Below are 25,417 nucleotides of genomic sequence, written 5' to 3'. Positions count from 1 at the left end.
GGCCGGGAGGCGGCTTCCATTTCCGGGTCCGTACGGCCCGGTCTCAGATCTCCACGAGCACCTGGTCGAGCGACTTGCGGACCAGGCCGGGCACCTCGCAGTCCTCGGCCGGGTAGCCGATCGGGATCACCGCGAACGCCTTCTCGTTCTCCGGGCGGCCGAGCACCTCGCGCAGGAAGCGCATCGGGCTCGGGGTGTGGATCAGCGCCGCCAGCCCCGACTGGTGCAGGGCGCTCAGCAGCATGCCGACCGCGATCCCGACCGACTCGTCGACGTAGTAGTGCTTGCGCCGGGTGCCGTCCTCGCCGACCCAGTACCGCTGCTGGAACACCACGAGCAGCGCCGGGGCGTCCGTCATATGGGTCTTGACCGCGTCGGTGCCCAGCGGGCGCAGCGCCGCCAGCCACTCCTCGCCGAGCCGCCCGTCGTAGCTGATCCGCTCCTCGTTCTCGGCCGCCTCCCGGATGCGCCGGCGCACCTCGGGGTCCTTGACCAGGACGAAGGTCCACGGCTGCTGGTGGGCGCCGGACGGCGCGGTCGCGGCGCAGGCTATGGCGTCCCGCACGGCCTGCTCGGGCACGGGGTCGGGGGAGAAGCTGCGTACGGTCCTGCGCTCGTCCATCCGCCGCCGCAGCCGGGCGGCGGTGGCGAGGGACGCGTCGGCCGCCATCCGCTCGGGGCGGTAGGGGACCGGCTCGTAGGGTGCGCCGTGGACGGGCGTCCACTGCGGGGGTGCGGCGGTGGCGGCCGTGGCGGCCGTGGTGTCGGACATGGCGGCAGTGTGGCGGACCACGACTGGTCCGGACCAGGGCGCGACGGACCGGAGGCCGGGCTTCCGGGGGTGCCGCGGTGCCGGGAACGTCACGCGGCGGGCATATTGCCGGGTTCCTGCCGGTCAACTGCCTCCCGCGCGGAGAGCGACCCCGTCACCCCCGCTGAACAGGGACGATGTCGATCCGGCCGGGCGATCGGGCGGCCGGCGGGAGGGGTTCGGGCCGGGTGCCCGTCTCAGATAGTAGGAAGTCCGAGTAACTGTGGAGACAGACCGGCCCGGCTGCCCTAGCTTTGTAGAAGCCGAACGTCACGCTCGATCCAGCGACTGGCGGTCATGAGCGCGCGCCTCGCGCAGGCAACCCCTGCGGCGCGTGTTCCCCGCCCTTCCGGCGCCTCGAAATCCTGATCTCGAAATCAGCTTCACGATCTTCGATCCTCGATCTTCGATCTCGAAATCCCCGTGATCTCAAGGAGTCGATCCATCATGGTCCAGACGACCCTCCGCCGTGTCCGCCGTTCCCACCGCCCGACCGAGTCGGAGCGCCGGAATGCCGCCGCCGCCCTCCAGCGCGCCCTCGACCGCAGGGACAACGGCGGCTCCACCGGTCACTGACGAACGGCCCGGTCAGCCCCGGGCGATCTCGAAGTGGTCGATGCGCTCGCCCGACTCGGCGAGCGCCGTCACCTCCATCCGGGGGTGGCGGCCGGGCTCGACCGCCACGGCCAGGAACGAGAACCCGGTGTAGCGCACCCGGGACCACTCCACGGTCTCGGCCGCCTTCCCGCCTCCCCTGACCGTGTGGAACGTGTCCACGCTCTCCCGCTCGGCGGGGTGGCCCTCGTAGCTGTCCGGGACCGCGAAACGCATCAGCCCCCTTCCCGCGCCGCCCGCGGTGACGTACACGATGCCGTCCCGGGCCGGGTCGACGCGTTCGCCGATCGGCACCCTGCGCCGGACGGCGCCGTTCAGGATCGCGTCGGTACGTTCGTAGACGTGGTTGTGGCCGTTGACGACCAGGTCCACCCGGTGTTTCTCGAAGAGCGGCACCCAGGCGTCGCGCACCCCGCCGTCGGAGGCGTGCACGCTGGACGTCGAGAAGGCGCAGTGGTGGAAGAAGACCACGACGAAGTCGATGTCGTGGTGGGCCCGCAGCTCGCCCAGGCGCCGGTCCAGCCAGCGGGTCTGACGGCCTTCGCTGATCCCGAAGTTGGCCGGGATCTCGTAGGAGACGTCATTGGCGTCCAGCGCGACGACGGCCACGTTCCCGTGGACGAAGGAGTAGGCGCCGGGCAGGTTCACCGGGTCCGGGCCGTTGCCGGGCAGCGACCAGCGGGCGTTCTGGCCGCCGTAGCCGTCCGGCGAGTACCACGCCTCCATGTCGTGGTTGCCGGTGGTGACCATCCACGGCACGGTCCTGGCCACCGTCTCGGTCTGCGCCAGGTACTGGTCCCAGGTGCGGGCGTCGTAGCCGTCGGCGGGGCGCCCCGAACCGAACGGGTCCGCGTAGCAGAGGTCGCCCGCGTGCAGGTGGAAGGCCGGGTTCTGGCCGAGGATCAGCTGGTCGTTGCCGAGCGCGTCGTAGCTGACGCCCTGGTCGCCGAAGGCGGTGAAGGTGAAGGGCTCCGCGCGGGCGGGCGCGGTGGTGAAGGTGCCGAGCGTGCCCAGGTTGCGGGAGTCGGCGGGGTCGAAGCCCTGGTGGCCGACCCCGTAGTAGTACGTGGTGCCCGGCCGCAGCCGCTCCAGGCCCGCGTGCAGATAGAACTGCTCGGCTGCGGCGATCTTCCCGCCGTTCAGCTCCGGGGTGGTCAGATGGCGGACCTCGGCGTCGATCCGGCGGCTCAGCGCCCACGGCTGGAGGCCGATGCGCAGAAAGGGCCGCTCCACCGCGAACGGGACCTGCCAGGCGACCGACATCTGCGTCCTCGGGTCGGCGCCGTACGCCAGATGCCGGCCGAACGGCGCCACCAGTGAACCGTCCACCCGGGTGGAGGCGCGGGGCGCGGTGAGCACGGTGGGGGCGGCCTGGGCGGGCCGGGCGGCGAGTCCGGCGCCGGCGGCGGCCGCCACGCCCGCGCGGAGGGTGCCGCGCCGGGTCAGCCGGGTGCGCAGGTACGCGTGCTGCTCGGCCATGCTCATCCGGGCGGCGAGCTTCTCGGGGATTCCGAAACGGGGGATGTCCATGGAAGAGAACATCCGCCCGTCGGCCGACGATGTCCGGCCGTCCGGGCGAACGGCACGCGTATGGCCCTCCCTGTGTCCGCATGGTGGACGCCGCGTGTCATGGAGTGGGACGAGCAGTAGGGTGCGTCCATGTCTTCCAGCATCAATCTCGCAGTGATCCCCGGTGACGGTATCGGCCAGGAGGTCGTGGCCCAGGGACTCAAGGTTCTCCGCGCCGCCCTCCCGCAGGACGTGAAGCTGGAGACCAAGGAGTACGACCTCGGCGCCCGGCGCTGGCACCGCACCGGTGAGACCCTCCCGGACGCGGAGCTCGAAGCCCTCAAGGGCCACGACGCCATCCTGCTCGGCGCGATCGGCGACCCCTCCGTGCCGTCCGGGGTCCTGGAGCGCGGGCTCCTGCTGAAGCTGCGGTTCGCCTTCGACCACTTCATCAACCTGCGTCCCTCCAAGCTCTTCCCGAACACCGCGACCCCGCTGGCCGGCCGCCCGGACATCGACTTCGTCGTCGTCCGCGAGGGCACCGAGGGCCCGTACACCGGCAACGGCGGCTCGCTGCGCACCGGCACCCCCGCCGAGGTCGCCACCGAGGTCAGCCTGAACACGGCGTACGGCGTCGAGCGGGTCGTCCGCGACGCCTTCGAGCGGGCCGACGCCCGCCCGCGCAAGAAGCTGACGCTGGTCCACAAGAACAACGTCCTGGTCTACGCGGGCCACCTCTGGAAGAACACCTTCGACCGGATCGCGGCCGAGTACCCCGAGGTCACCACCGACTACCTGCACGTCGACGCCGCGACGATCTTCTTCGTCACCCAGCCGGAGCGCTTCGACGTCATCGTCACCGACAACCTCTTCGGCGACATCCTCACCGACCTCGCCGCCGCCGTGACCGGTGGTATCGGCCTGGCCGCCTCCGGCAACATCAACCCGACGGGCGCCTTCCCGTCGATGTTCGAGCCCGTCCACGGCTCCGCGCCCGACATCGCGGGCCAGGGCAAGGCCGACCCGACCGCCACGGTCCTCTCCGTCGCCCTCCTGCTGCGCCACCTCGGCCACGAGTCCGCGGCCGCGCGCATCGAGGACGCCGTCTCCGCCGACCTCGCGGAGCGCGACGGTTCGAACCGCACGACCGAACAGATCGGCGACGCGCTCGCGGTACGCGTAGCGGGCTGACCCGACGACTCCGCTTCGAAGCCGCCGGGCAGCAACCGCACCCGGCGGCTTCACCTGCGCCGTCCCGGGTGTCACCATCGACCACCGGACCGTGTTCGCGTCTTGTTTTCCCGCACGGCCGCCCGGGAGCGATAATCGAACGGGGCCGCGCCTCGAACGAAAGCTCGGGCGTCCTCGTACCCGCCCGGCGGGAGCGGCGTGAACGCGGTCCAGCCCATACAACCGGTGAAGGACACGCACTCATGACGACGCCCACGATCGAGCTCAAGCCCTCCTCGAACCCCCTGTCCGACGCGGAGCGCGAGGCCAGCATGGTCGACCCCGGTTTCGGCCGCCGTTTCACCGACCACATGGTGACGATCCGCTGGACCGAGGGGCGCGGCTGGCACGACGGCCAGCTCATCCCCTACGGCCCGCTCTCGCTCGACCCGGCCACCACCGTCTTCCACTACGCCCAGGAGATCTTCGAGGGCCTCAAGGCGTACCGCCGCCCCGACGGCAGCGTCGCCACCTTCCGCCCCGAGGCCAACGCCAAGCGCTTCCAGGCCTCCGCCCGCCGCCTGGCCATGCCGGAGCTGCCCGTCGAGACCTTCATCGAGGCCTGTGACGCGCTGGTCCAGCAGGACAAGGCGTGGGTGCCCGCGCACGGCGGCGAGGAGTCCCTCTACCTGCGCCCATTCATGATCGCGACCGAGGTCGGCCTCGGGGTGAAGCCCGCCAACGAGTACCTGTTCGCGGTGATCGCCTCGCCCGCGGGCGCCTACTTCCCCGGTGGTGTGAAGCCGGTCTCCATCTGGCTCTCCGAGGACCGGGTGCGCGCCGTCCCCGGCGGCATGGGCGACGCCAAGACCGGCGGCAACTACGCCGCGTCCCTGCTCGCCCAGGCCGAGGCCGCCGAGAAGGGCTGCGACCAGGTCGCCTACCTCGACGCGATCGAGCACAAGTGGGTCGAGGAGCTCGGCGGGATGAACCTGTACTTCGTGTACGGGAACAAGATCGTCACCCCGGCGCTGACCGGCTCGCTGCTCGCCGGTGTCACCCGCGACTCGCTGCTCCAGGTCGCCCGTGACCTCGGCTACGAGTCCGAGGAGGGCCGCGTCTCCATCGACCAGTGGCGCGACGACAGCGCGAACGGCAGCCTCACCGAGGTCTTCGCCTGCGGCACCGCCGCCGTCATCACCCCCGTCGGCACCGTCAAGTGCGCGGGCGCCGAGTGGGTCCAGGGTGACGGCGCGCCCGGCGCGGTCACGATGAAGCTGCGCGAGCGGCTGCTCGACATCCAGCGCGGCACCGTCGAGGACACCCACGGCTGGATGCACCCCCTGGGCTGACCGCCCCGATCCGGGCAGGGGCCCGGTCCGGGCCGTACGTGTGAAAGCCGCGCCAGGCGCTTCGCCGGCGCGGCTTCCGCATGCCCGGGGGAGGGGCGGGCGTCCCGGAGTGGGTCCTCCCACATGTTTAGAGCGGTGCTCTAACCTTGAGTTAGAGTGACGCTCTAACCGAGAGGTGTGGAGACATGAGACTGACTCCGACGGAACGTGACCGGCTGCTGCTGTTCAGCGCCGCCGAGCTGGCCCGTGCCCGCCGCGCCCGCGGGCTCCGGCTCAACGTCCCCGAGGCCACCGCCCTGATCGCGGACACCGTCTGCGAGGCGGCCCGCGACGGGCTCCGGCTCGCCGAGGCGATCGAGGCGGCCCGCTCGGTGCTCGGCCCCGACGATGTGCTGCCGGGCGTCGCCGACGTGGTCACCGAGGTCCATGTGGAGGCCGTCTTCGACGACGGCTCACGGCTCGCCGTGGTGTCCCGGCCGCTCGGCGACGGGCTGGGCGACGAGGCCCCCGGGGCCGTCCTGCCCGGACCGGCCGCGCCCGAGCCGGAGCCCGCGGTACGGCTGACCGTCCGCAACACCGCGGCCGTGCCGGTCTCGGTGACCTCGCACTTCCACTTCTTCGAGGCCAACCCCCGGCTCGACTTCGCCCGCGCCGACGCCTACGGGATGCGGCTCTGCGTCCCCGCCGGGTCCTCCGTGCGGTTCGGGCCGGGCGAGAGCGTCGAGGTCGGGCTCGTACCGATCGGCGGCGAACGGATCGCGATCGGCTTCGCCGGACTGGTGGACGGGCCGCTGGACGCGCCCGGCGCACGCGAGGAGGCCCTGCGGCGCGCGGCCGCCTGTGGATACCTGGGAGCTGAACGATGAGCATCGACCCGTACGAGTACGCCTCCGTCCACGGCCCGCGCGCCGGCGACCGGGTGAGGCTCGGCGACTCCGGGCTGACCGTCCGCGTCGAGTCCGACGCCCAGGCGTACGGCGAGGAGTTCCTCGCGGGGTTCGGCAAGACCGCCCGCGACGGCCTCCACCTCAAGGCCGCCGCGGTCCGCGACACCTGCGACGTCGTCATCAGCAACGTCCTGGTCATCGACGCCGTGCAGGGCATCCGCAAGGTGTCGATCGGCATCCGCGAGGGCCGGATCGCCGCGATCGGCCGGGCCGGGAACCCGGACACCCTGGACGGTGTCGACGTGGTCGTCGGCACCGGCACCACCATCGTCTCCGGCGAGGGCATGATCGCCACGGCGGGCGCCGTCGACACCCATGTCCACCTGCTCTCGCCCCGGATCATGGAGGCGTCGCTCGCCTCCGGCGTCACCACGATCATCGGCCAGGAGTTCGGCCCGGTCTGGGGCGTCGGCGTCAACTCGCCCTGGGCGCTGCGCCACGCCTTCAACGCCTTCGACGCCTGGCCGGTCAACATCGGCTTCCTGGGCCGCGGTTCGTCCTCCCACCAGGCCCCGCTGGTCGAGGCGCTGGCGGAGGGCGGGGCCTGCGGTTTCAAGGTCCACGAGGACATGGGCGCCCACACCCGCGCCCTGGACACCGCGCTCCGGGTCGCCGAGGAGCACGACGTCCAGGTCGCCCTGCACAGCGACGGGCTGAACGAGTGCCTGTCGGTCGAGGACACCCTCCGCGTCCTGGAGGGCCGTACGATCCACGCCTTCCACATCGAGGGCTGCGGCGGCGGGCACGTCCCCAACGTCCTGAAGATGGCGGGCGTGGCCAACGTCATCGGCTCGTCCACCAACCCGACGCTGCCCTTCGGCCGGGACGCGGTCGCCGAGCACTACGGGATGATCGTCTCCGTGCACGACCTCAAGACCGACCTGCCCGGCGACGCCGCGATGGCCCGCGACCGGATCCGCGCCGGGACGATGGGCGCCGAGGACGTCCTGCACGACCTGGGCGCCATCGGCATCACCTCCTCCGACGCGCAGGGCATGGGCCGGGCCGGCGAGACGGTGCGCCGCACCTTCGCGATGGCCGGGAAGATGAAGGCGGAGCTGGGCCCGATGGAGGGCGACGGTCCGGGCGACGACAACGCCCGGGTGCTGCGCTACATCGCCAAGCTGACCATCAACCCCGCCATCGCCCACGGCCTCTCGCACGAGGTCGGCTCCATCGAGACCGGCAAGCTGGCCGACATCGTGCTGTGGCGGCCCGAGTTCTTCGGCGCCAAGCCGCAGCTGGTCCTGAAGGCCGGCTTCCCCGCGTACGGGGTCACCGGTGATCCCAACGCCGCCACCGACACCTGCGAACCCCTGGTCCTCGGACCGCAGTTCGGGGCGCACGGGGCCACCGCCGCCGACCTCTCCGTGGCCTTCGTCTCGCAGGCGGCGGCCCAGCTCGGCGCCGACGAGATGCCCACCCGGCGCCGCCGCGTCGGCGTACGCGGCACCCGGGGCATCGGCCCCGGCGACCTGGTCCACAACTCCCGCACCGGGGAGGTCGCCGTGGACGCCCGCAGCGGCCTGGTCACCCTGGACGGCGACCCGCTGCGCTCCGAGCCGGCCGACTCCGTCTCCCTCAACCGCCTCTACTTCCTCTGACACCCCCTCCGACCTCCCCTCAGGACACCCGATGACCTTCCGCATGCCCCCCGAGTGGGCCCCGCACGAACGCACCTGGATGGCCTGGCCCGGCCCCAACCCCACCTTCGGGACCGAGGCCGAACTGGCCGCCGCCCGGGACGCCTGGGCCACCGTCGCCCGCGCCGTGCGCCGCTTCGAGCCGGTCACCGTGGTCGTCGGCCCCGGCCAGGAGGACGGCGCCCGCGCCCTGCTCGGCCCGGACGTGGAGATCGCCGTACGCCCCCTGGACGACGCCTGGATGCGGGACATCGGCCCCACCTTCGTCACCGACGGGACGAGGCTGGCCGCCGTCGACTGGACGTTCAACGGCTGGGGCGACCAGGGCTGGGCCCGCTGGGAGCACGACCAGCACATCGCCCGCGCCGTCGCCGAACTCGCCGACGTCCCCGTGCACAGCTCCCGCCTGGTCAACGAGGGCGGCGCGATCCACGTGGACGGCGAGGGCACCGTCCTGCTCACCGAGACCGTCCAGCTCGGCAAGGAGCGCAACCCCGACTGGACCCGCGAGCAGGTCGAGTCCGAGGTCCACGCCCGGCTCGGCACCGAGAAGGCGATCTGGCTGCCGCGCGGACTGGCCGGCGACTACGGCGACTACGGCACCCTCGGCCATGTCGACATCGTCGCCGCCTTCGCCCGCCCCGGCACCGTCGTCGTCCACGTCCAGCCCGACCCGGCCCACCCCGACCACGAGATCACCCGGGAGACCGTGCGCATCCTGCGCGGGGCCACCGACGCCCGGGGCCGCTCGCTGGAGGTCGTCGAGGTCAAGGCGCCCACCGTGCTGAAGGCGGACGGGGAGTGGGTCGACTACTCCTACATCAACCACTACCTCTGCAACGGCGGCGTGGTCCTCTGCGCCTTCGACGACCCGCGCGACCAGGAAGCGGCCGCCGTCTTCGGCGAGCTCTTCCCCGACCGCACGGTCACCCTCGTCGACGCGCGTACGATCTTCGCCGGCGGTGGAGGCATCCACTGCATCACCCAGCAGCAGCCGAAGGTCTGACACCGTGCCCCCCGAGCCCCGCCGCCGCAACACCGCCCCGCCCCGCGAGGAACTGCTGGCCGCCGCCATGGCGACCATCGCCGAGCGCGGACTGGACGGCCTCACGATGGCCGGGCTCGGGCGCGAGGTCCAGATGAGCAGCGGGCACCTCCTCTACTACTTCCGGACCAAGGACGAGCTGCTGCTCCAGACCCTGGAGTGGAGCGAGGAGCGGCTCGGGGAACGGCGGCACGCCCTGCTGTCCGGACCGGGCACCGCCCGCGAACAGCTCGACGGGTACATCGGCCTCTACCTCCCCGACGGCCCCGGCGACCCGCACTGGACGCTCTGGCTGGAGGTGTGGAACCGCTCGCGGAACGCGGACGACGACGCCCGCGCCCGGCAGGCCGCCGTCGAGGAGGCCTGGCAGCGCGACCTGGTGGAGCTGCTGGCGCGGGGCACGGCGGCCGGGGAGTTCCGCCCGGTCGACGCCGGACGGTTCGCGGCCCGGCTGCGCGCCCTGCTCGACGGCTTCAGCGTGCATGTCGCGGTCGGCCTCCCCGGCACCGGACGCGACCAGGTCCTCGCCCGGGTCGGGGAGTTCGTCGAGGAGTCGCTGCTCGCCCGGTGAGGCCCGCGACGGCCCCGCACCGCCGTGAACGGAACGTACACAAGTACGCCCGATCGTTGCGGGGTGCGCCCTTGTTCCCCTCCCCGTGGTTCGGGCACGGTGGCGGACCATGGGACGAGAGCAGTGGAAGAAAATCTGGGTCGGCTCGGCCGGGAACATGGTCGAGTGGTTCGACTGGTTCGTGTACGCGACCTTCGCGGTCTACTTCGCGGATTCGTTCTTCCCCGAAGGCAACGAGACCGCCAACCTCATGAACACCATGGGCATCTTCGCCGTGGGCTTCTTCATGCGGCCGGTCGGCGGCTGGCTGCTCGGCCGGATCGGCGACCGCCGGGGCCGGAAGGCGGCGCTCACCCTCACCGTCACCCTCATGTCGGCCTCCGCGATCCTCATCGCCGCCGCCCCGACCTACGACGTCGCCGGGTACGGCGGTGTCGCCGTCCTGCTGGTCGCCCGGCTGCTCCAGGGCCTCTCGGTCGGCGGCGAGTACGCGGCCAGCGCCACCTACCTCACCGAGGCGTCCGCCCCCGACCGGCGCGGCTTCGCCTCCAGCTTCCAGTACGTCTCCATGACCGCCGGACAGCTCGTCGGCCTGGGCCTCCAGATCGTCCTGCAGCGCAACATGTCCGAGGCGGCCCTGCACAGCTGGGGCTGGCGGATCCCGTTCATCATCGGCGCGCTCGGCGCCGCGATCGTCTTCTACCTGCGCCGCAACATGCTGGAGACCGAGGTCTACGCGGAGTCCGGCGCCGCCGGGCAGCAGGACCGGGGCACCCTGAAGGCGCTGTGGCGGCACAGGCGCGAGGCGTTCCTCGTGATGGCGCTGACCATGGGCGGCACCGTCGCGTACTACACGTACACCACGTACCTCACCAAGTTCCTCTCCACGAGCGCGGGCATGGCGAAGTCCACCGCCTCGCTCGTCAGCTTCTGCGCCCTGTTCGTCTTCATGTGCGTCCAGCCGCTCGCCGGGATGCTCTCCGACCGGATCGGCCGCCGCCCGCTGCTCATCACCTTCGCGGTCGGCTCCACCTTCCTGACCGTGCCGATCATGACGATGCTCCAGCACGCGGGCACCTTCTGGCCCGCCTTCGGGCTGGCGCTGCTCGCCCTGCTCGTCGTCACCGGCTACACCTCGATCAACGCCTGCGTGAAGGCGGAGCTCTTCCCGACCGGCATCCGCGCCCTGGGCGTCGCCCTCCCGTACGCCCTGGCCAACGCGCTCTTCGGCGGCACCGCCGAGTACGTGGCGCTCTGGTTCAAGAAGGCGGGCGTCGAGTCGGGCTTCTACTGGTACGTGGCCGGCTGCGCGGCGGTATCCCTGGTCGTCTACCTGACCATGCGGGAGACCCGCGACATCGACCTGGGCCGGATCGGCACCGGGGACACCGGGCGGGGCGCACCGGAACGGACCGTTACGCCCGCATCCTGAGACGGGGCGGGGCACGGCCGCGGCCTTGTGCAAGACTGCGACCGTGCCCTCGTACGCCATGATTATCGGCAGCAGGCGCGCCGGTCCGCAGTGACCGTCCCGCATCACCATGTGCGGCACGGCCATCGTGCCCCAGACCCGCGCGCAGACCTCTCGCACCCGCGAGGGGTTTTTTCGTTTTCCGGCCCTCACCCCGGCCGGGGCGGGACGCGCGCGGGATGATGGGGGCAAGTGGAGCCCGATCTTCCGGATCCGCTCATCCGACAGGAGTCAGACCAGCATGACCACCAAGGCCAACGCCACCGACGACAGCTTCCACGTCTTCGACACCACGCTGCGCGACGGGGCACAGCGTGAGGGCATCAACCTGACGGTCGCGGACAAGCTCACCATCGCCCGCCACCTGGACGACTTCGGCGTGGGCTTCATCGAGGGCGGCTGGCCGGGCGCCAACCCCCGCGACACCGAGTTCTTCGCCCGTGCCCGGCAGGAGATCGAGTTCAAGAACGCCCAGCTGGTCGCCTTCGGCGCCACCCGGCGGGCCGGGGCCAGGGCCGCCGACGACCCGCAGGTCAAGGCGCTGCTGGCGTCCGGTGCCCCGGTGATCACCCTGGTCGCCAAGTCGCACGACCGCCATGTCGAACTCGCGCTGCGCACCACCCTGGAGGAGAACCTGGAGATGGTCGTCGACACCGTCTCCCACCTCCGCGAACAGGGCCGCCGGGTCTTCGTGGACTGCGAGCACTTCTTCGACGGCTACCGCGCCAACCCCGAGTACGCCAAGGCCGTCGTCCGCGCCGCCTCCGAGGCCGGCGCCGACGTCGTCATCCTCTGCGACACCAACGGCGGGATGCTCCCCGCCCAGATCCAGGCCGTCGTCGCCACGGTGCTCGCCGACACCGGTGCCCGGCTCGGCATCCACGCCCAGGACGACACCGGCTGCGCGGTCGCCAACACCCTGGCCGCCGTGGACGCGGGCGCCACCCACGTCCAGTGCACCGCCAACGGCTACGGCGAACGCGTCGGCAACGCCAACCTCTTCCCGGTCGTCGCCGCGCTGGAGCTCAAGTACGGCAGATCCGTGCTCCCCGAGGGCGCCCTCGCCGACATGACCCGCGTCTCGCACGCCATCGCCGAGGTCGTCAACCTGACCCCCTCCACCCACCAGCCCTACGTCGGCGTCTCCGCCTTCGCCCACAAGGCCGGGCTGCACGCCTCCGCGATCAAGGTCGACCCCGACCTCTACCAGCACATCGACCCCGCCCTGGTCGGCAACACCATGCGGATGCTGGTCTCCGACATGGCGGGCCGCGCCTCCATCGAGCTCAAGGGCAAGGAGCTGGGCTTCGACCTCGGCGGCGACCGCGAACTCGTCGGCCGGATCGTCGAGCGGGTCAAGGAGCGCGAACTCAAGGGCTACACCTACGAGGCCGCCGACGCCTCCTTCGAACTGCTGCTGCGCGCCGAGGTCGAGGGCCGGGTGCGCCGCTACTTCCGTACCGAGTCCTGGCGGGCCATCGTCGAGACCCGCCCCGACGGCACGCACGCCAACGAGGCGACCGTGAAGCTCTGGGCCAGGAGCGAGCGGATCGTCGCCACCGCCGAGGGCAACGGACCGGTCAACGCGCTGGACCGGGCGCTGCGGGTCGCCCTGGAGCGGATCTACCCGCAGCTCGCCAAGTTGGAGCTGATCGACTACAAGGTCCGCATCGTCGAGGGCCGCACCGGCACCGAGTCCACCACCCGCGTCCTGATCACCACCGGCGACGGCGAGGGCGAGTGGTCCACGGTCGGCGTCGCGGACAACGTGATCGCCGCCTCCTGGCAGGCGCTGGAGGACGCCTGCACCTACGGTCTGCTGCGGGCCGGGGTCGAGCCCACGGAGTGACCGTCCCCGTACCGGCGGGCCCGTCGCGGGTCCGCCGGTACGGGAGGCGCGGTCAGCCGGCCGGGCGGGGCAGGACCAGGGAGCGGTTCTCCTCGACGACCCGGTACCCGGTGCGCGTGTACAGGTTCATGGCCACCTCGTTGCCGCCCCACACACTGAACATCAGCGTCGACTCGCCGGCCGCGAGCGTCGCCAGCTCGCCCGCCACCATCGCCGCCCGGCCGAAGCCCCTGCCCCGGTGCTCCTCGTCGACGAAGAGCGAGTAGCCGTACGTCACCCCCGGCAGGTAGCCGTGCTTCAGCCAGCCGGTGCCGATGGGCTCGCCCGCCGCCTCCAGCACCAGGAACGTGTTGTCGGGCGTGTCCAGGCCCTCGGGGAGCAGCTGGGCGAAGTCGCGGTCGGACTTGTTCCGGGCCTCCTCGGGGGTCAGGGCCCCGGACCGGGCGATGTCGCCCGCGTACTCGGCCTTCTCGGCGGTGACCCACGCGGGGTACTCGGCCGGGGTCATCGGCCGGGCGGTGAAGCCCTCGACGGGCTCCGGCGGGGAGTCGATCCGCCGCGCCCGGAGCTGGCCGCGTACGCCGTAGCCGTCGAACACGCCGTCGTCCGCCCCGGAGCGCCGTACCCGGATCTGCTCGGCTCCGCGCTCCGCGCACCACGCCTCGGCCCACTCCAGGGCGGCCCGCTCATGGCCCCGGCCGGTGTGGGCCGCGTCGACGTGGAGGTCGCCGATGCGGCTGTCGACCGCGCCGTTCTCCTCCGCCACGACCACGGCGACGTACCCCACCCGCGTCCCGGCGGCCGTGATCCCGGCGACGGTCCATTCGTCGGCCCGGCGGAGCGTCCCGTCGATCATGCCCTCCGTGGCGGGGCCGTCGAGCCCGGCTCCGGTGTACGCGGCACGCAGTCGCCGCTCGAAGTCCTGCCGCCACTGCGCGGTGTCGTCGAGAAGATCGAATTCCGTCATCCGGCCACCCTAACCGGGCTGTTGGGCCGGACCAAGGCTGTTGTGTTCGGGAGTTGAACGCACAACTCCGGCCGCTGGTACGGAATATGGGTCCGGACCAATCTCGACGTGAAGTATTGACGGCACTGTTCCGGCGGGGTTAACTCACGCCGCAACGCCGGTACCGGTTCCGGAACCGGTTGCGGAAATTGGTTCGCGACCCCGCCCCGTCCTGCCCGGAGGCCCCTCGATGCGTGTCACCATCGCCGATGTCGCCCGTGTGGCCGACGTCAGCAAGACGACCGTCTCGCGGGTCCTCAACGGCAAGGGCGAAGTGGGCGGTGTCACGGCGGCCCGCGTTCGTGAAGTGATCGCACGGCTCGGCTACGTACCCAGCTCGGGCGCCGTCGGACTGGCCCGCGGCAGCAGCCGCACGGTCGGCATGCTGGTGCCCTCGCTCGCCTGGCCGTGGATGGGCGAGGTGCTCCAGGGGGTCGTCGACACCGTCGAGGCCGCCGACTACGGGCTGCTGCTCTTCACCTGCAACCGGGGCGCCGAGTCCGTGGAGCGCTTCACCGGCCAGGTGTCGGCGGGCGCCGTCGACGGGCTCCTGGTCGTCGAACCCGAGAACACCCTCGACCGGCTGACCGCGCTGTACCGGGGCGGACTGCCGATCGTGCTCATCGACGACCGCGGCCAGCACCCCGCGTTCCCCTCCGTCGTGACCACCAATCGCGAAGGGGGCGCGTCCGCGGCCCGCCACCTGCTGGCCGCCGGACGCACCCGGCCCCTGGTCGTCACGGGCCCCCCGGCCTTCGGCTGCGTACGCGACCGGCTCGACGGCTTCCGCTCGGTCCTGCCCACCGACCTCGTCGTCCACGGGGACTTCACCGAAGGGTGCGGCCGGCTGGCCGTGGAGCGACTCCTCGCCGCCGGGACGGAGTTCGACGCCGTCTTCGCGCACAACGACATCAGTGCGGCGGGGGCGCTGCGGGCGCTGCGCGCGGCCGGGCGCCCGGTGCCGGACGACATCGCCGTGGTCGGCTTCGACGACATCCCGATGGCCGAGCACACCGAACCCCCGCTGACCACCGTGCGTCAGCCCACCCGGCGGATGGGCGAGACGGCCGCACGGATGCTCCTCGACCGCCTCGGCGGCGCGACCGTGCCCGACGCACCGGTCGTGCTGCCCACCGAACTGGTCGTGCGCCACTCGGCGCCGTAGCGGACCGGCCCCACCGGGCCGCCCGCTCCTCCCGTACGTACGCAACCGAGCCCCGAACCCCCGCACGTACCCGAGCTTTCCGAACCCCCTCCCTGGAGCCGCCATGTCCACCCGACGCCGCACCGTTCTGAGAGCGCTCTCTGCCAGTGCTGCCGCCGTCGCCCTCGCCGCCGGCTGCTCGTCCGCCAACTCCGGTGCCGGTCACGGGGGCGCCGCCTCCGGCGTCCTCACCCTGGGCAAGCCCGACGGACCGCAGACCAACAACAGCAACCCGTTCCTGAGCACCTCGGCCGGCGCCACCCTCGGCTACCGCTTCATGATCTACGAGCCGCTCGCCATGACGAGCCAGATCAAGCCCGCCGACCGGGCCACCCCGTGGCTGGCCACCGACTGGAAGTGGGAGTCCAACTTCACCAGGGTCACCTTCACCCTCGACCCCCGGGCGACCTGGGCCGACGGCAAGCCGCTGACCGCCGAGGACGTCGCGTACACCTTCGAACTCCTCAAGAAGCACCCCGCGCTGAACGGCAACGGCATCCCGTTCGACGGCATCACGGTGCGCGGCAAGGCCGTCGAGCTGACCTTCAAGGAGTCCCAGTACGTCAACCAGAACAAGATCATCCAGCAGTTCGTGGTGCCCAAGCACATCTGGAAGGACGTCGACAACCCCGAGACCTGGCCCAACCGCACCCCGGTCGGCTCCGGCCCGTACAAGCTCAAGACCTTCACCCCGCAGACCACCACGCTGACCGCCACCCCCGCCTACTGGAAGGGCGCCACCAAGGTCAAGGAGCTGCGCTACACCGCGTACAACGACAACAGCGCGGCCACCACGGCGCTGGCGAGCGGCAAGGTCGAGTGGTCCTTCGTCTTCATGCCGAACTACAAGCAGCTGTTCATCGCGAAGGACCCGAAGAACCACAAGCTGTGGTTCCCCTCCGGCCTCGGCATCCACGGACTCTGGCTCAACACCACCCGCAAGCCGCTCGACAACCCGGCACTGCGCAGGGCCATGGCGATGGTCGTCGACCGCAGGGCGATCCACGTCCAGGCCGAGGCCACGCTCTACCCGGAGATCACCAACCCGACCGGTATCCCGCTGCCCGCCGGTGAGTCCTTCCTCGCCCCCGCGTACAAGGGCGCCAGCACCGCGCCCGACGTCGCCGGCGCCAGGAAGCTCCTGACCGGGGCCGGATTCCGGCTGGAGGGCGGCGTGCTCAAGGACCCGGACGGCAAGCCGGTGAAGCTCACCCTCACCGACCCGGCCGGCTGGAACGACTACATCACCGGCCTCGCCATCATCAAGGACAACCTCAAGCAGCTCGGCATCGAGGCCAAGGTCAAGACGCAGACCGCCGAGGCGTGGGGCGCGGACGTGGCCAACGGCGACTTCGACGCCACCCTGCACTGGACCAACAACGGCGCCACCCCGTACGACATGTACCAGAACATCATGGACGGGGCGCTGCTCCAGCCCGTCGGCAAGGCCTCCCAGCTCGGCAACTTCGGCCGCTTCGACCACCCCGGGGCCACCAAGGCGCTCAAGGACTTCGCCACCGCCACCGAGGACGCCACCCGCACCGAGGCCATGAACACCCTCCAGAAGATCATGGTCGAACAGGCGCCGATGATCCCCACGGCCGCCGCCCCCATCGGGGCCGAGTACTCCACGAAGAACTGGACGGGCTGGCCCACCGAGGCCGACCCGTACGCCCCGCCGCAGCACACCCAGCCCACCGCACTGCAGATCGTGCTCAAGCTCGCCCCCGCCAAGTAGCGCCGAGACCACGGGAACCGGCCATGACCGAACACACCGCACACCGCACCGGCGGGGGAACCGGGGACGACGACCACGTCGTGCTCGAAGCCCGCTCGGTCACCAAGCACTTCGCGGTCCGCCGCACCGCGCGCGACCTCCTGACGCGCCGCCGCCGCACCGTCCACGCCGTCGACGACGTCTCGCTGGAGCTGCGGCGCGCGACCGTCACCGCCCTCGTCGGCGAATCCGGCTCCGGCAAGTCCACCGTCGCCCGGCTGCTCGCCCAGCTGTACCCGCTCACCGGCGGGGAGATCCGGCTGGACGGCACACCGGTGAAGGCCGGGCGCGGCAGCTCCTTCCGCCGCTACGTACGCCGGGTCCAGCTCATTTTCCAGGACCCGTTCGCCTCGCTGAACCCGGTGCACACCGTGCGCCACCACCTCACCCGCTCCCTGCGCATCCACGGCCGGGCCGGCGACGACGCGGCGGAGCTGGAGGCCAACCTGGCCGCCCTGCTCGACCGCGTCCAGCTCACCCCGCCCCAGCAGTACCTGGACAAGTTCCCGCACGAACTGTCCGGAGGGCAGCGCCAGCGCGTCGCCATCGCCCGCGCGCTCGGCGCCGGCCCGGAGGTCCTCCTCGCCGACGAACCCGTCTCGATGCTGGACGTGTCGATCCGGCTCGGGGTGCTCAACCTGCTGGCCGACCTCAAGGACCGGCTGCGCCTCGCGGTCCTCTACATCACCCACGACATCGCCTCGGCCCGGTACTTCGCCGACACCACCCTGGTCATGTACGCGGGCCGGATCGTCGAGGGCGGCGACAGCGAGCGCGTCACCCAGCACCCCGCCCACCCCTACACCCAGCTCCTCATCGCCTCCGCTCCCGCCCCCGACCGGGTCGTGGCCGGAGCGGACCAGGAGGAGACCGGCAGCGGCGAACCGCCCTCGCTGCTCTCCCCGCCCCCCGGCTGCCGCTTCCACCCCCGCTGCCCGAAGGCCCTGGCCCGCTGCCGCACCGAACGGCCCCCGCGCTTCGACCTGGCCGACGGCCAGTGGGCGGCCTGCTGGCTCTACGCCGACGGGGCCCCCGGCTCCCCGTCCGGGACGGAGGCCGCGCGGTGAAGTACCTCCTGAAACGACTCGCGTTCTACCTGGTCACCGCCTGGGCCGCGATCACCGTCAACTTCCTGATCCCGCGCCTGCTCCCGGGCGACCCGGTGCAGGCCCTGCTCGCCCGCTTCCAGGGCCAGCTCGACACCGACGCCGTCGACTCCCTCAAGGCGCTCTTCGGCCTCGACAAGCAGCAGTCGCTCTGGCAGCAGTACACCGACTACTGGTCGCACCTGCTCGACGGCGACCTCGGGCTCTCCTTCACCTTCTTCCCGACCCCGGTGAGCGAGGTGATCGCCCAGTCGCTGCCCTGGACCCTCGCGCTCGTCGGCATCACCACCCTGATCAGCTTCCTGCTCGGCACCGGCATCGGCGTCCTCGCGGGCTGGCGGCGCGGCTCCTGGCTGGACGGACTGCTGCCCGTCACCACCTTCATCTCGGCCATCCCGTACTTCTGGCTCGGCCTGATCGCCATCGCGCTCTTCGCCGTCCAGTGGCCGCTCTTCCCGGCCGCCGGGGGCTACGACAACGCGCTCGTCCCCGCCTTCGACTGGCCGTTCGTCTCCAGCGCCCTCTACCACGGGGTGCTGCCCGGCCTCACCATCGTGCTCAGCGCGGTGGCCGGCTGGATCCTCTCCATGCGGAACATGATGGTGACGGTGGCCTCCGAGGACTACGTCATGGTCGCCCAGGCCAAGGGGCTCTCCGAGCGCCGGGTGATGTTCGGCTACGCCGCGCGCAACGCGGTCCTCCCCAACGTCTCCGGCTTCGCGCTCTCCCTGGGCTTCATCGTCGGCGGCACGCTCCTGGTGGAGATGGTCTTCTCCTACCCCGGCATCGGCTACCAGCTCTTCCAGGGCGTCGGCGCCAAGGACTACCCCCTGATGCAGGGCGTCTTCCTGATCATCACGCTCTCCGTCCTCGCGGCGAACCTCCTCGCCGACGTCGTCTACCTGGTCCTCGACCCCCGCACCCGGAAGGAGGCGTAGACGCCGTGACCGTCGACCCCGCCGCCCCCGCCCCCGCGACCGGCGCGCCCCCGGGCCGGCGCGGACCGCGCTTCCCGCGCGGCCGCAAGACCACCGTCGGCCTCGCCATCCTCGCCTTCTTCGCCGTGCTCGCGGTCGTCGGACCGTGGATCGCCCCGTACGACCCCGGGGCCATGGGCGACCAGCTCCTCCAACCGCCCTCCGCCGACCACTGGTTCGGCACCACGCAGACCGGCCAGGACGTGTTCTCGCAGATCCTCGTGGGCACCCGGGGCGTGCTCGTCGTCGGCTTCGTCGCCGGGACCCTCGCGACGGTGCTCTCCGTCCTCGTCGGGGTCAGCGCCGGCTACCTCGGCGGCACCGCCGACGAACTGCTCTCGCTGCTCTCCAACGTCTTCCTGGTCATCCCCGGACTGCCGCTGATCATCATCATCGCCAGCTTCGTCTCCGACGCCGGGAACCTGCTCATCGCCACCGTCATCGCCCTCACCTCCTGGGCCTGGGGGGCCAGGGTGCTGCGCGCCCAGACCCTGTCGCTGCGCCGCCGGGACTACGTCGAGGCGGCCCGCGCCACCGGCGAACCGACCTGGCGGATCATCCTCTTCGAGGTCCTGCCGAACCTCACCGCCGTCATCGCCTCCGGCTTCGTCGGCACGGTCGTCGCCGCGATCCTCTTCGAGATCACGCTCGCCTTCATCGGAGTCGCCGACATCTCCGACTGGAACTGGGGGACCGTCCTCTTCTGGGCCCAGTCCAACCAGGCACTCGCCCAGGGCGCGTGGTGGTGGTTCGTCCCCGCCGGGCTCTGCATCGCCCTGCTCGGCATGGCGCTCGCCCTGATCAACTTCGGCATCGACGAGCTCGTCAACCCGCGCCTGCGCACCCGCTCCGGCCCCGGCAGGAAGGCGCCGGTGCGGATCGGCTTCACCCCCGTGGTGCGCGGCACGGACGCGAAGGAGCACCGCCCATGAGCACCACCGAACCCGTCCTCACCATCCGCGCGCTGAACGTGGACTACGGCACCGGCGACGAGGCCGTGCGCGCCCTGCGCGACGTCGACCTCACCCTGCACCGGGGCGAGGTCCTGGGCCTGGCGGGGGAGTCCGGCTCCGGCAAGTCGACCCTCGCGTACGCCGTCACCCGGCTCCTCCAGCCGCCCGGGGTGATCACCGGCGGCGACGTCCACTACCACCGGCGCGACGGCTCCGCGCTCGATCTGCTGGCCCTGTCGCCCGCCGGGCTGCGCGCCTTCCGCTGGCAGGAGCTGTCGATCGTCTTCCAGGGCGCGATGAACTCGCTCAACCCGGTGCACACCGTACGCAGCCAGCTCACCGACGTCCTGCGGGCCCACCGGCCGGAGATGAAACGGGCCGAACGCACAGCCCGCGCGCAGGAGTTGCTCCAGCTCGTCGGGATCTCCGCCGACCGGCTCCACGCCTACCCGCACCAGCTCTCCGGCGGCATGCGCCAGCGCGTCATGATCGCCATGGCGCTCGCGCTGGACCCCGAGATCGTCGTCATGGACGAGCCGACCACCGCGCTCGACGTCGTCATGCAGCGCCAGATCCTGCGGCGGCTCGTCGCGCTCCGCGAGGAGCTGGGCTTCTCCGTCGTCTTCATCACGCACGACATCTCGCTGCTGGTCGAGTTCTCCGACCGGATCGCGATCATGTACGGCGGCCGGATCGTCGAGGAGGCCGCGGCCCAGGAGATCTACCGCGACCCGCGCCACCCCTACAGCGAGGGCCTGCTGCGCTCCTTCCCCGCGCTGCACGGCCCGCGCCGTGAACTGACCGGCATCGCCGGATCGCCCCCGCACCTCGCCGCGATGCCGGCCGGCTGCGCCTTCCACCCCCGCTGCGGCCGGGCGCTCGACGCCTGCGCCACCCGCGTTCCGGAACTGGCCCCGCCGGACGGCGCCGAGGGGCGCACGGTGGCCTGCTGGCTCCACCGGCCGGCCCCGGTCCCGGCCGCCCGCCCGTAGGGCGTGTCCGGCGGATCACGGCCGGGGCCGCCCTGCCCGCCCCTGATCCGCCGGACACGCGCCAGCCCCCGCACCTCCCACCGCACAGGAGACCCATGAACCCCGACACCCCCCGGCCGTACGCCCGCCACCTCACCCCCCGCGCCGTCCCCGGTCTGCCCGCGGACTTCCGCTGGGGCGTCGCCACCGCCGCCTACCAGATCGAGGGGGCCGCCGCCGAGGACGGCCGCACCCCGTCCATCTGGGACACCTACTGCCGGGTCCCCGGCATGGTCGTCGGCGGCGAGAACGGCGACGTGGCCTGCGACCACTACCACCGGATGCCCGAGGACGTACGGATCATCGAGGAGCTGGGCGTCGGCACGTACCGCTTCTCGCTGGCCTGGCCACGCGTCCAGCCCGGCGGCCGGGGTCCGGCCAACGCCAAGGGCCTGGACTTCTACAAGCGCCTCCTCGACGAGCTGGAGGCCAGGAACATCACCCCCTGGGTCACCCTCTACCACTGGGACCTCCCGCAGGAGCTGGAGGACGCGGGCGGCTGGCCGGCCCGTGACACCGCCCTCCGCTTCGCGGACTACGCCGCCCTCGCCCACGAGGCCCTCGGCGACCGGATCGAGCACTGGACCACGCTGAACGAGCCCTGGTGCTCGGCCATGCTCGGCTATGCGTACGGCGACCAGGCCCCCGGCCGGACGGACTTCCCCGCCGCGATCCGCGCCGTCCACCACCTCCTCCTCGGCCACGGCCTCGCCGCCCGCCGCCTGCGCGGGGCGGCCGCCGCACGCGGCCACGCGCTCGACCTCGGCATCACCCTCAACCTCGGCACCGCCACCCCCGAGACCGACAGCCCCGAGGACGCCGCGGCCTGCCGCCGGGCCGACGGCATGGGGCGCCGCCTCTACCTCGACCCGCTGGTCAGGGGCGCCTACCCGCAGGACGTCGTCGACGATCTCGCCCTGCGGGGCGCCGAGCTTCCGGTGGAGGACGGCGACCTGGACGCCATCGCCACCCCCATCGACGTCCTCGGCGTCAACTTCTACCGGGGCACGCTCTTCTCCGGCGTCACCGAGGACGGCTCCCCGCTGGACGGTGACGGGCTGCCCGTCACCCGGGGGGTGGAACGCGATCTGCCGCGTACCGCGATGGACTGGGAGATCACCCCCACCGCCCTCACCGACCTGCTGGTCGGCCTGGAGACGGAGTACGGCGTCCCGACCGTCGTCACCGAGAACGGCGCCGCGTTCCACGACACCGTCGCCGAGGACGGCCGGATCCACGACGCCGACCGCACCACCTACCTCGCCGACCACATCGACGCCGTGGCCGCGGCCCGCGCCGCGGGCGCCGACGTACGCGGCTACTTCGCCTGGTCGCTGCTGGACAACTTCGAATGGTCCTACGGCTACGACAAGAGGTTCGGCATCGTCCGCGTCGACTACGACACCCAGGCGCGGACGCTCAAGGACAGCGCCCTCTGGTACCGCGACACCATCCGCCTCACCCGGGAGAGCGGAGCCCGGGACACCCGGACCCCGGACACCGAGGGCTGAGCCGCCGCTCCCCGGGGCGGCCCGGCCCGGCCGGTCACCGCCTCTCGGGGAGCCGCGATCCGTGTTAGACCTGACTATATGGCTGTTATCGGCCGATTCCGGGCGCGACTGCGACGTCACTCCCGGCGATCAGATCGGCACGATGAAGGACGCCCGGGCCGCAGTGGCCCCGCGCCGACCGCCCGGGACACACCCCACCGGTCCCCGGGCGGTGGCCTGCGTTCGCTGTTCAGCGTGCGCACCCTGTCCGGCCAGGTCTTCCTCTGCGTCCTGGGTCTCGTGCTGCTGCTCGTCGCGGCGGGGGCGGTCGCGCTGGTGGTGCAGGGCCGCCGCGACAGCATGTCCGACGCCAGGGACCGCACCCTGAGCGTCGCCTCCGCCCTCGCCCACTCGCCGGGCATGGTGCAGGCGCTGGACAGCGCGCACCCCACCGCCCGGCTCCAGCCCCGCACCCAGGCGATCCGCCGCGACACCGACGTGTCGTACGTCGTCGTGACGAGTCCGGTCGGCGTGCGCTACACCCACCCCGACCCCGCGCTGATCGGGCAGCGCATCGAGGACATTCCCCAGCAGGCCCTGACCGGTCCGGGGTACACCTGGACCGTCGCCGCGAGCCACGGCCCGGCGGTCAACTCGCTGGTGCCGGTCCGAAGACCCGACGGCTCGCTGGCGGGCCTCGTCTCCGTGGGCATCACCGTCGAATCGGTGAACAGCCTCGCGGACCGCTCCCTCCTGCTCGCCGCGGCCGCCGCGGCGGGGGCCCTCGCGATCACCACGGGCGGCGCGGCGCTCCTCAGCCGCCGGCTGCGGCGGCAGACCCACGGACTCGGCCCGGCCGAGATGACCCGGATGTACGAACACCACGACGCGGTGCTGCACGCGGTCCGCGAGGGCGTCCTCATCGTCGACGCCGACCGGCGCCTCACCCTCGCCAACGACGAGGCCCGCCGCCTGCTCGACCTGCCCGGGGACGCCGAGGGCCGCCCGGTGGGCACGCTCGGGCTGGACCCGGAGACCGCGGCGCTGCTCGTCTCCGGCCGCACCGTCACCGACGAGGTGCTCCGGGCCGGGAACCGGCTGCTGGCCGTCAACCTCCGCCCGACCGACGCCCGGGGCGGCCCGCCCGGCACGGTGGTCACCCTGCGCGACACCACCGAACTCCGCGCGGTCACCGGCGAGGCCGAGCTCGCCACCGAACGGCTGCTCCTCCTCTACGAGGCCGGGGCCCGCGTCGGCACCACGCTGGACGTCACCCGGACCGCCCAGGAACTGGCGGACGTCGCCACCCCCGGATTCGCCGACGCCACCTCCGTCGACATCGCCGACCCGGTGCGCCGGGGCGACGAACCGGTCACCCCGCACGGCGCCACCCTGGAGATGCGCCGCGCCGTCGTCACCTCCGTGATGGCCGAGAACCCGCTGTACCCGGTCGGCCACGTCGTGGGCTTCGTCCCCACCCGGACCCGCGCCATGCGCGCCCACCGCGAGGACGCCGACCTCTCCGGCGAGTTCGCCCGGCTGGGCCTGCGGAACTGGGACCCCGAGGTGGCCGAGCGGATCAGGGACCAGGGCTTCCACTCGATGCTGTCGGTGCCGCTGCACGCGCGCGGCACCGTGCTGGGCATGGTCAACTTCTGGCGGGCGGGCGATTCGCCGCCCTTCGACGACGCCGATCTGTCCTTCGCGGAGGAGCTGGTCGCCCGCGCCGCCGTCGGGGTGGACAACGCCCGCCGCTACACCCGGGAGCACGCCCTCGCCGTGACGCTCCAGCGCAGCCTGCTGCCGCGCGGGCTGCCCGAGCAGAGCGCCCTGGACGTCGCCTACCGCTATCTGCCGGCCCACGAGGGCGTCGGCGGCGACTGGTTCGACGTGATCCCGCTCTCCGGCGCCCGGGTCGCCCTGGTCGTCGGCGACGTGGTCGGGCACGGACTGCACGCCGCCGCCACCATGGGGCGGCTGCGCACCAGCGTCCACAACTTCTCCTCGCTGGACCCCGCGCCCGACGAGCTGCTCTGGCACCTGGACGAGCTGGTCGCCCGGATCGACCGGGACGAGATCGAGGAGGGCGACGCCGAGATCGCCGGGGCCACCTGCCTGTACGCGATCTACGACGCCGTCACCGGGAACTGCTCGGTGGCCCGGGCCGGCCACCCCGGGCCCGCGCTGGTCCTGCCGGACGGCACCGTGGAGTTCCCCGAGGTCCCCACCGGGCTCCCGCTCGGCATCGGCGGCATGCCCTTCGAGGCCGCCGAGTTCCACGTGCCCGAGGGGAGCCGGCTGGTCCTGTACACGGACGGGCTCGTCGAGCGGCGCGGCCGGGACATCGACGTCGGCATCGACCGGCTGCGCGAGGCGCTCGCCGGACCCGACCGGACACCGGAGGAGACCTGCGACGACGTGCTCGACGCGCTGCTGGGCGACCGGCCGGACGACGACGTCGCGCTGCTCGTGGCCCGGACCCGCACCCTCGACCCCGAACAGGTCGCGCAGTGGGCCGTGGCCACCGACCCGGCGGCCGTCGCCGGGGTCCGCAAGAACGTCGCCCAGTGGCTCACCGAGCGGGGACTGGAGGAGGAGGCGTTCGCCACCGAGCTGATCCTCAGCGAACTGGTCACCAACGCGGTCCGCTACGGCACCGCCCCCATCGCCGTCCGCCTGCTGTACGACCGCAACCTCATCTGCGAGGTCTCCGACAGCAGCAGCACCGCCCCGCACCTGCGGTACGCGGCGAGCACCGACGAAGGCGGCCGGGGCCTCTTCCTGGTCGCCCAGATGGCCGAACGCTGGGGCACCCGCTACACGGAGACCGGCAAGGTCATCTGGTCCGAGCAGACGGTCGGCGAGACGGAGGAGGAGCCCGCTCCCTGAG

General features: G+C 72.3%; 20 protein-coding genes. 17 read left to right on the top strand and 3 right to left on the bottom strand.

Annotated features, from left to right (window positions below; all coding sequences use genetic code 11):
- Positions 1 to 43: 43 nt before the first annotated feature.
- Entirely contained in the window at positions 44 to 772 is a 729-nt protein-coding gene (locus ACIQGQ_RS21835) for a nitroreductase family protein (protein WP_402398291.1), read from the bottom strand.
- A gap of 486 nt (positions 773 to 1,258) precedes the next feature.
- Between ACIQGQ_RS21835 and ACIQGQ_RS21830 the strand changes: the two genes are divergently transcribed.
- A complete protein-coding gene (locus tag ACIQGQ_RS21830; RefSeq protein WP_352276183.1) occupies positions 1,259 to 1,387 on the top strand; it encodes a hypothetical protein in 129 nt (42 codons plus the stop codon).
- A gap of 12 nt (positions 1,388 to 1,399) precedes the next feature.
- Here ACIQGQ_RS21830 and ACIQGQ_RS21825 read toward each other — a convergent pair whose 3' ends face one another.
- Positions 1,400 to 2,956, bottom strand: coding sequence for a purple acid phosphatase family protein (locus ACIQGQ_RS21825; RefSeq protein WP_402398290.1), 1,557 nt, complete (start codon positions 2,954 to 2,956; stop codon positions 1,400 to 1,402).
- Between the two features lie 129 nt (positions 2,957 to 3,085).
- On the opposite strand from ACIQGQ_RS21825, the gene ACIQGQ_RS21820 reads away from it, so the two are divergent.
- The 8 genes from ACIQGQ_RS21820 (at position 3,086) to cimA (ending at position 12,983) form a co-directional block, all read left to right on the top strand.
- Entirely contained in the window at positions 3,086 to 4,126 is a 1,041-nt protein-coding gene (locus tag ACIQGQ_RS21820; protein WP_402398289.1) for a 3-isopropylmalate dehydrogenase, read from the top strand.
- A gap of 242 nt (positions 4,127 to 4,368) precedes the next feature.
- Positions 4,369 to 5,457 carry a branched-chain amino acid aminotransferase gene (locus tag ACIQGQ_RS21815; RefSeq protein ID WP_402398288.1) on the top strand — a complete coding sequence of 363 codons (1,089 nt, stop codon included), beginning with the start codon at positions 4,369 to 4,371 and terminating at the stop codon, positions 5,455 to 5,457.
- Positions 5,458 to 5,642: 185 nt separating this feature from the next.
- Positions 5,643 to 6,323 carry an urease subunit gamma gene (gene ureA, locus ACIQGQ_RS21810; protein ID WP_352276190.1) on the top strand — a complete coding sequence of 227 codons (681 nt, stop codon included), beginning with the start codon at positions 5,643 to 5,645 and terminating at the stop codon, positions 6,321 to 6,323.
- A complete protein-coding gene (locus ACIQGQ_RS21805; protein ID WP_402398287.1) occupies positions 6,320 to 8,008 on the top strand; it encodes an urease subunit alpha in 1,689 nt (562 codons plus the stop codon). Before ureA ends, ACIQGQ_RS21805 begins: the two co-directional genes overlap by 4 nt.
- A gap of 31 nt (positions 8,009 to 8,039) precedes the next feature.
- Positions 8,040 to 9,053 (top strand): agmatine/peptidylarginine deiminase, encoded by a 1,014-nt coding sequence (locus tag ACIQGQ_RS21800; RefSeq protein WP_402398286.1) that lies wholly within the window; start codon positions 8,040 to 8,042, stop codon positions 9,051 to 9,053.
- A 4-nt stretch (positions 9,054 to 9,057) separates the two neighbouring features.
- Positions 9,058 to 9,663, top strand: a complete 606-nt coding sequence (locus ACIQGQ_RS21795) for a TetR/AcrR family transcriptional regulator (protein WP_402398285.1) — start codon at positions 9,058 to 9,060, stop codon at positions 9,661 to 9,663.
- A 109-nt stretch (positions 9,664 to 9,772) separates the two neighbouring features.
- Entirely contained in the window at positions 9,773 to 11,095 is a 1,323-nt protein-coding gene (locus ACIQGQ_RS21790) for an MFS transporter (RefSeq protein WP_402398284.1), read from the top strand.
- Positions 11,096 to 11,375: 280 nt separating this feature from the next.
- Complete coding sequence (gene cimA / locus ACIQGQ_RS21785; protein WP_366300304.1) at positions 11,376 to 12,983, top strand: citramalate synthase; 1,608 nt, start codon at positions 11,376 to 11,378, stop codon at positions 12,981 to 12,983.
- A gap of 52 nt (positions 12,984 to 13,035) precedes the next feature.
- Here cimA and ACIQGQ_RS21780 read toward each other — a convergent pair whose 3' ends face one another.
- Positions 13,036 to 13,950, bottom strand: a complete 915-nt coding sequence (locus ACIQGQ_RS21780) for a GNAT family N-acetyltransferase (RefSeq protein ID WP_402398282.1) — start codon at positions 13,948 to 13,950, stop codon at positions 13,036 to 13,038.
- Between the two features lie 229 nt (positions 13,951 to 14,179).
- On the opposite strand from ACIQGQ_RS21780, the gene ACIQGQ_RS21775 reads away from it, so the two are divergent.
- The 8 genes from ACIQGQ_RS21775 to ACIQGQ_RS21740 all read left to right on the top strand — a co-directional run bounded on the left by ACIQGQ_RS21775 (position 14,180) and on the right by ACIQGQ_RS21740 (position 25,416).
- Entirely contained in the window at positions 14,180 to 15,154 is a 975-nt protein-coding gene (locus tag ACIQGQ_RS21775; RefSeq protein ID WP_402398280.1) for a LacI family DNA-binding transcriptional regulator, read from the top strand.
- Between the two features lie 103 nt (positions 15,155 to 15,257).
- Positions 15,258 to 16,931, top strand: a complete 1,674-nt coding sequence (locus tag ACIQGQ_RS21770) for an ABC transporter substrate-binding protein (RefSeq protein ID WP_402398278.1) — start codon at positions 15,258 to 15,260, stop codon at positions 16,929 to 16,931.
- Between the two features lie 23 nt (positions 16,932 to 16,954).
- A complete protein-coding gene (locus ACIQGQ_RS21765; RefSeq protein ID WP_402398276.1) occupies positions 16,955 to 18,037 on the top strand; it encodes an ABC transporter ATP-binding protein in 1,083 nt (360 codons plus the stop codon).
- Complete coding sequence (locus tag ACIQGQ_RS21760; RefSeq protein WP_402398274.1) at positions 18,034 to 19,014, top strand: ABC transporter permease; 981 nt, start codon at positions 18,034 to 18,036, stop codon at positions 19,012 to 19,014. Before ACIQGQ_RS21765 ends, ACIQGQ_RS21760 begins: the two co-directional genes overlap by 4 nt.
- A gap of 5 nt (positions 19,015 to 19,019) precedes the next feature.
- Positions 19,020 to 19,985 (top strand): ABC transporter permease, encoded by a 966-nt coding sequence (locus tag ACIQGQ_RS21755; RefSeq protein WP_402398272.1) that lies wholly within the window; start codon positions 19,020 to 19,022, stop codon positions 19,983 to 19,985.
- On the top strand, positions 19,982 to 20,998 hold the full coding sequence (locus ACIQGQ_RS21750; RefSeq protein ID WP_402398270.1) for an ABC transporter ATP-binding protein: 1,017 nt from the start codon (positions 19,982 to 19,984) through the stop codon (positions 20,996 to 20,998). Before ACIQGQ_RS21755 ends, ACIQGQ_RS21750 begins: the two co-directional genes overlap by 4 nt.
- 95 nt (positions 20,999 to 21,093) lie before the next feature.
- On the top strand, positions 21,094 to 22,548 hold the full coding sequence (locus tag ACIQGQ_RS21745; protein WP_402398268.1) for a GH1 family beta-glucosidase: 1,455 nt from the start codon (positions 21,094 to 21,096) through the stop codon (positions 22,546 to 22,548).
- A gap of 225 nt (positions 22,549 to 22,773) precedes the next feature.
- Positions 22,774 to 25,416 carry a SpoIIE family protein phosphatase gene (locus ACIQGQ_RS21740; RefSeq protein WP_402398312.1) on the top strand — a complete coding sequence of 881 codons (2,643 nt, stop codon included), beginning with the start codon at positions 22,774 to 22,776 and terminating at the stop codon, positions 25,414 to 25,416.
- The last annotated feature ends 1 nt before the right edge of the window (position 25,417 follow it).

The sequence above is a fragment of the Streptomyces sp. NPDC092952 genome, assembly GCF_044754785.1.
In the GTDB taxonomy this organism is placed as follows: Bacteria; Actinomycetota; Actinomycetes; order Streptomycetales; family Streptomycetaceae; genus Streptomyces.
This window is presented reverse-complemented; position numbering and strand designations above follow the sequence as displayed.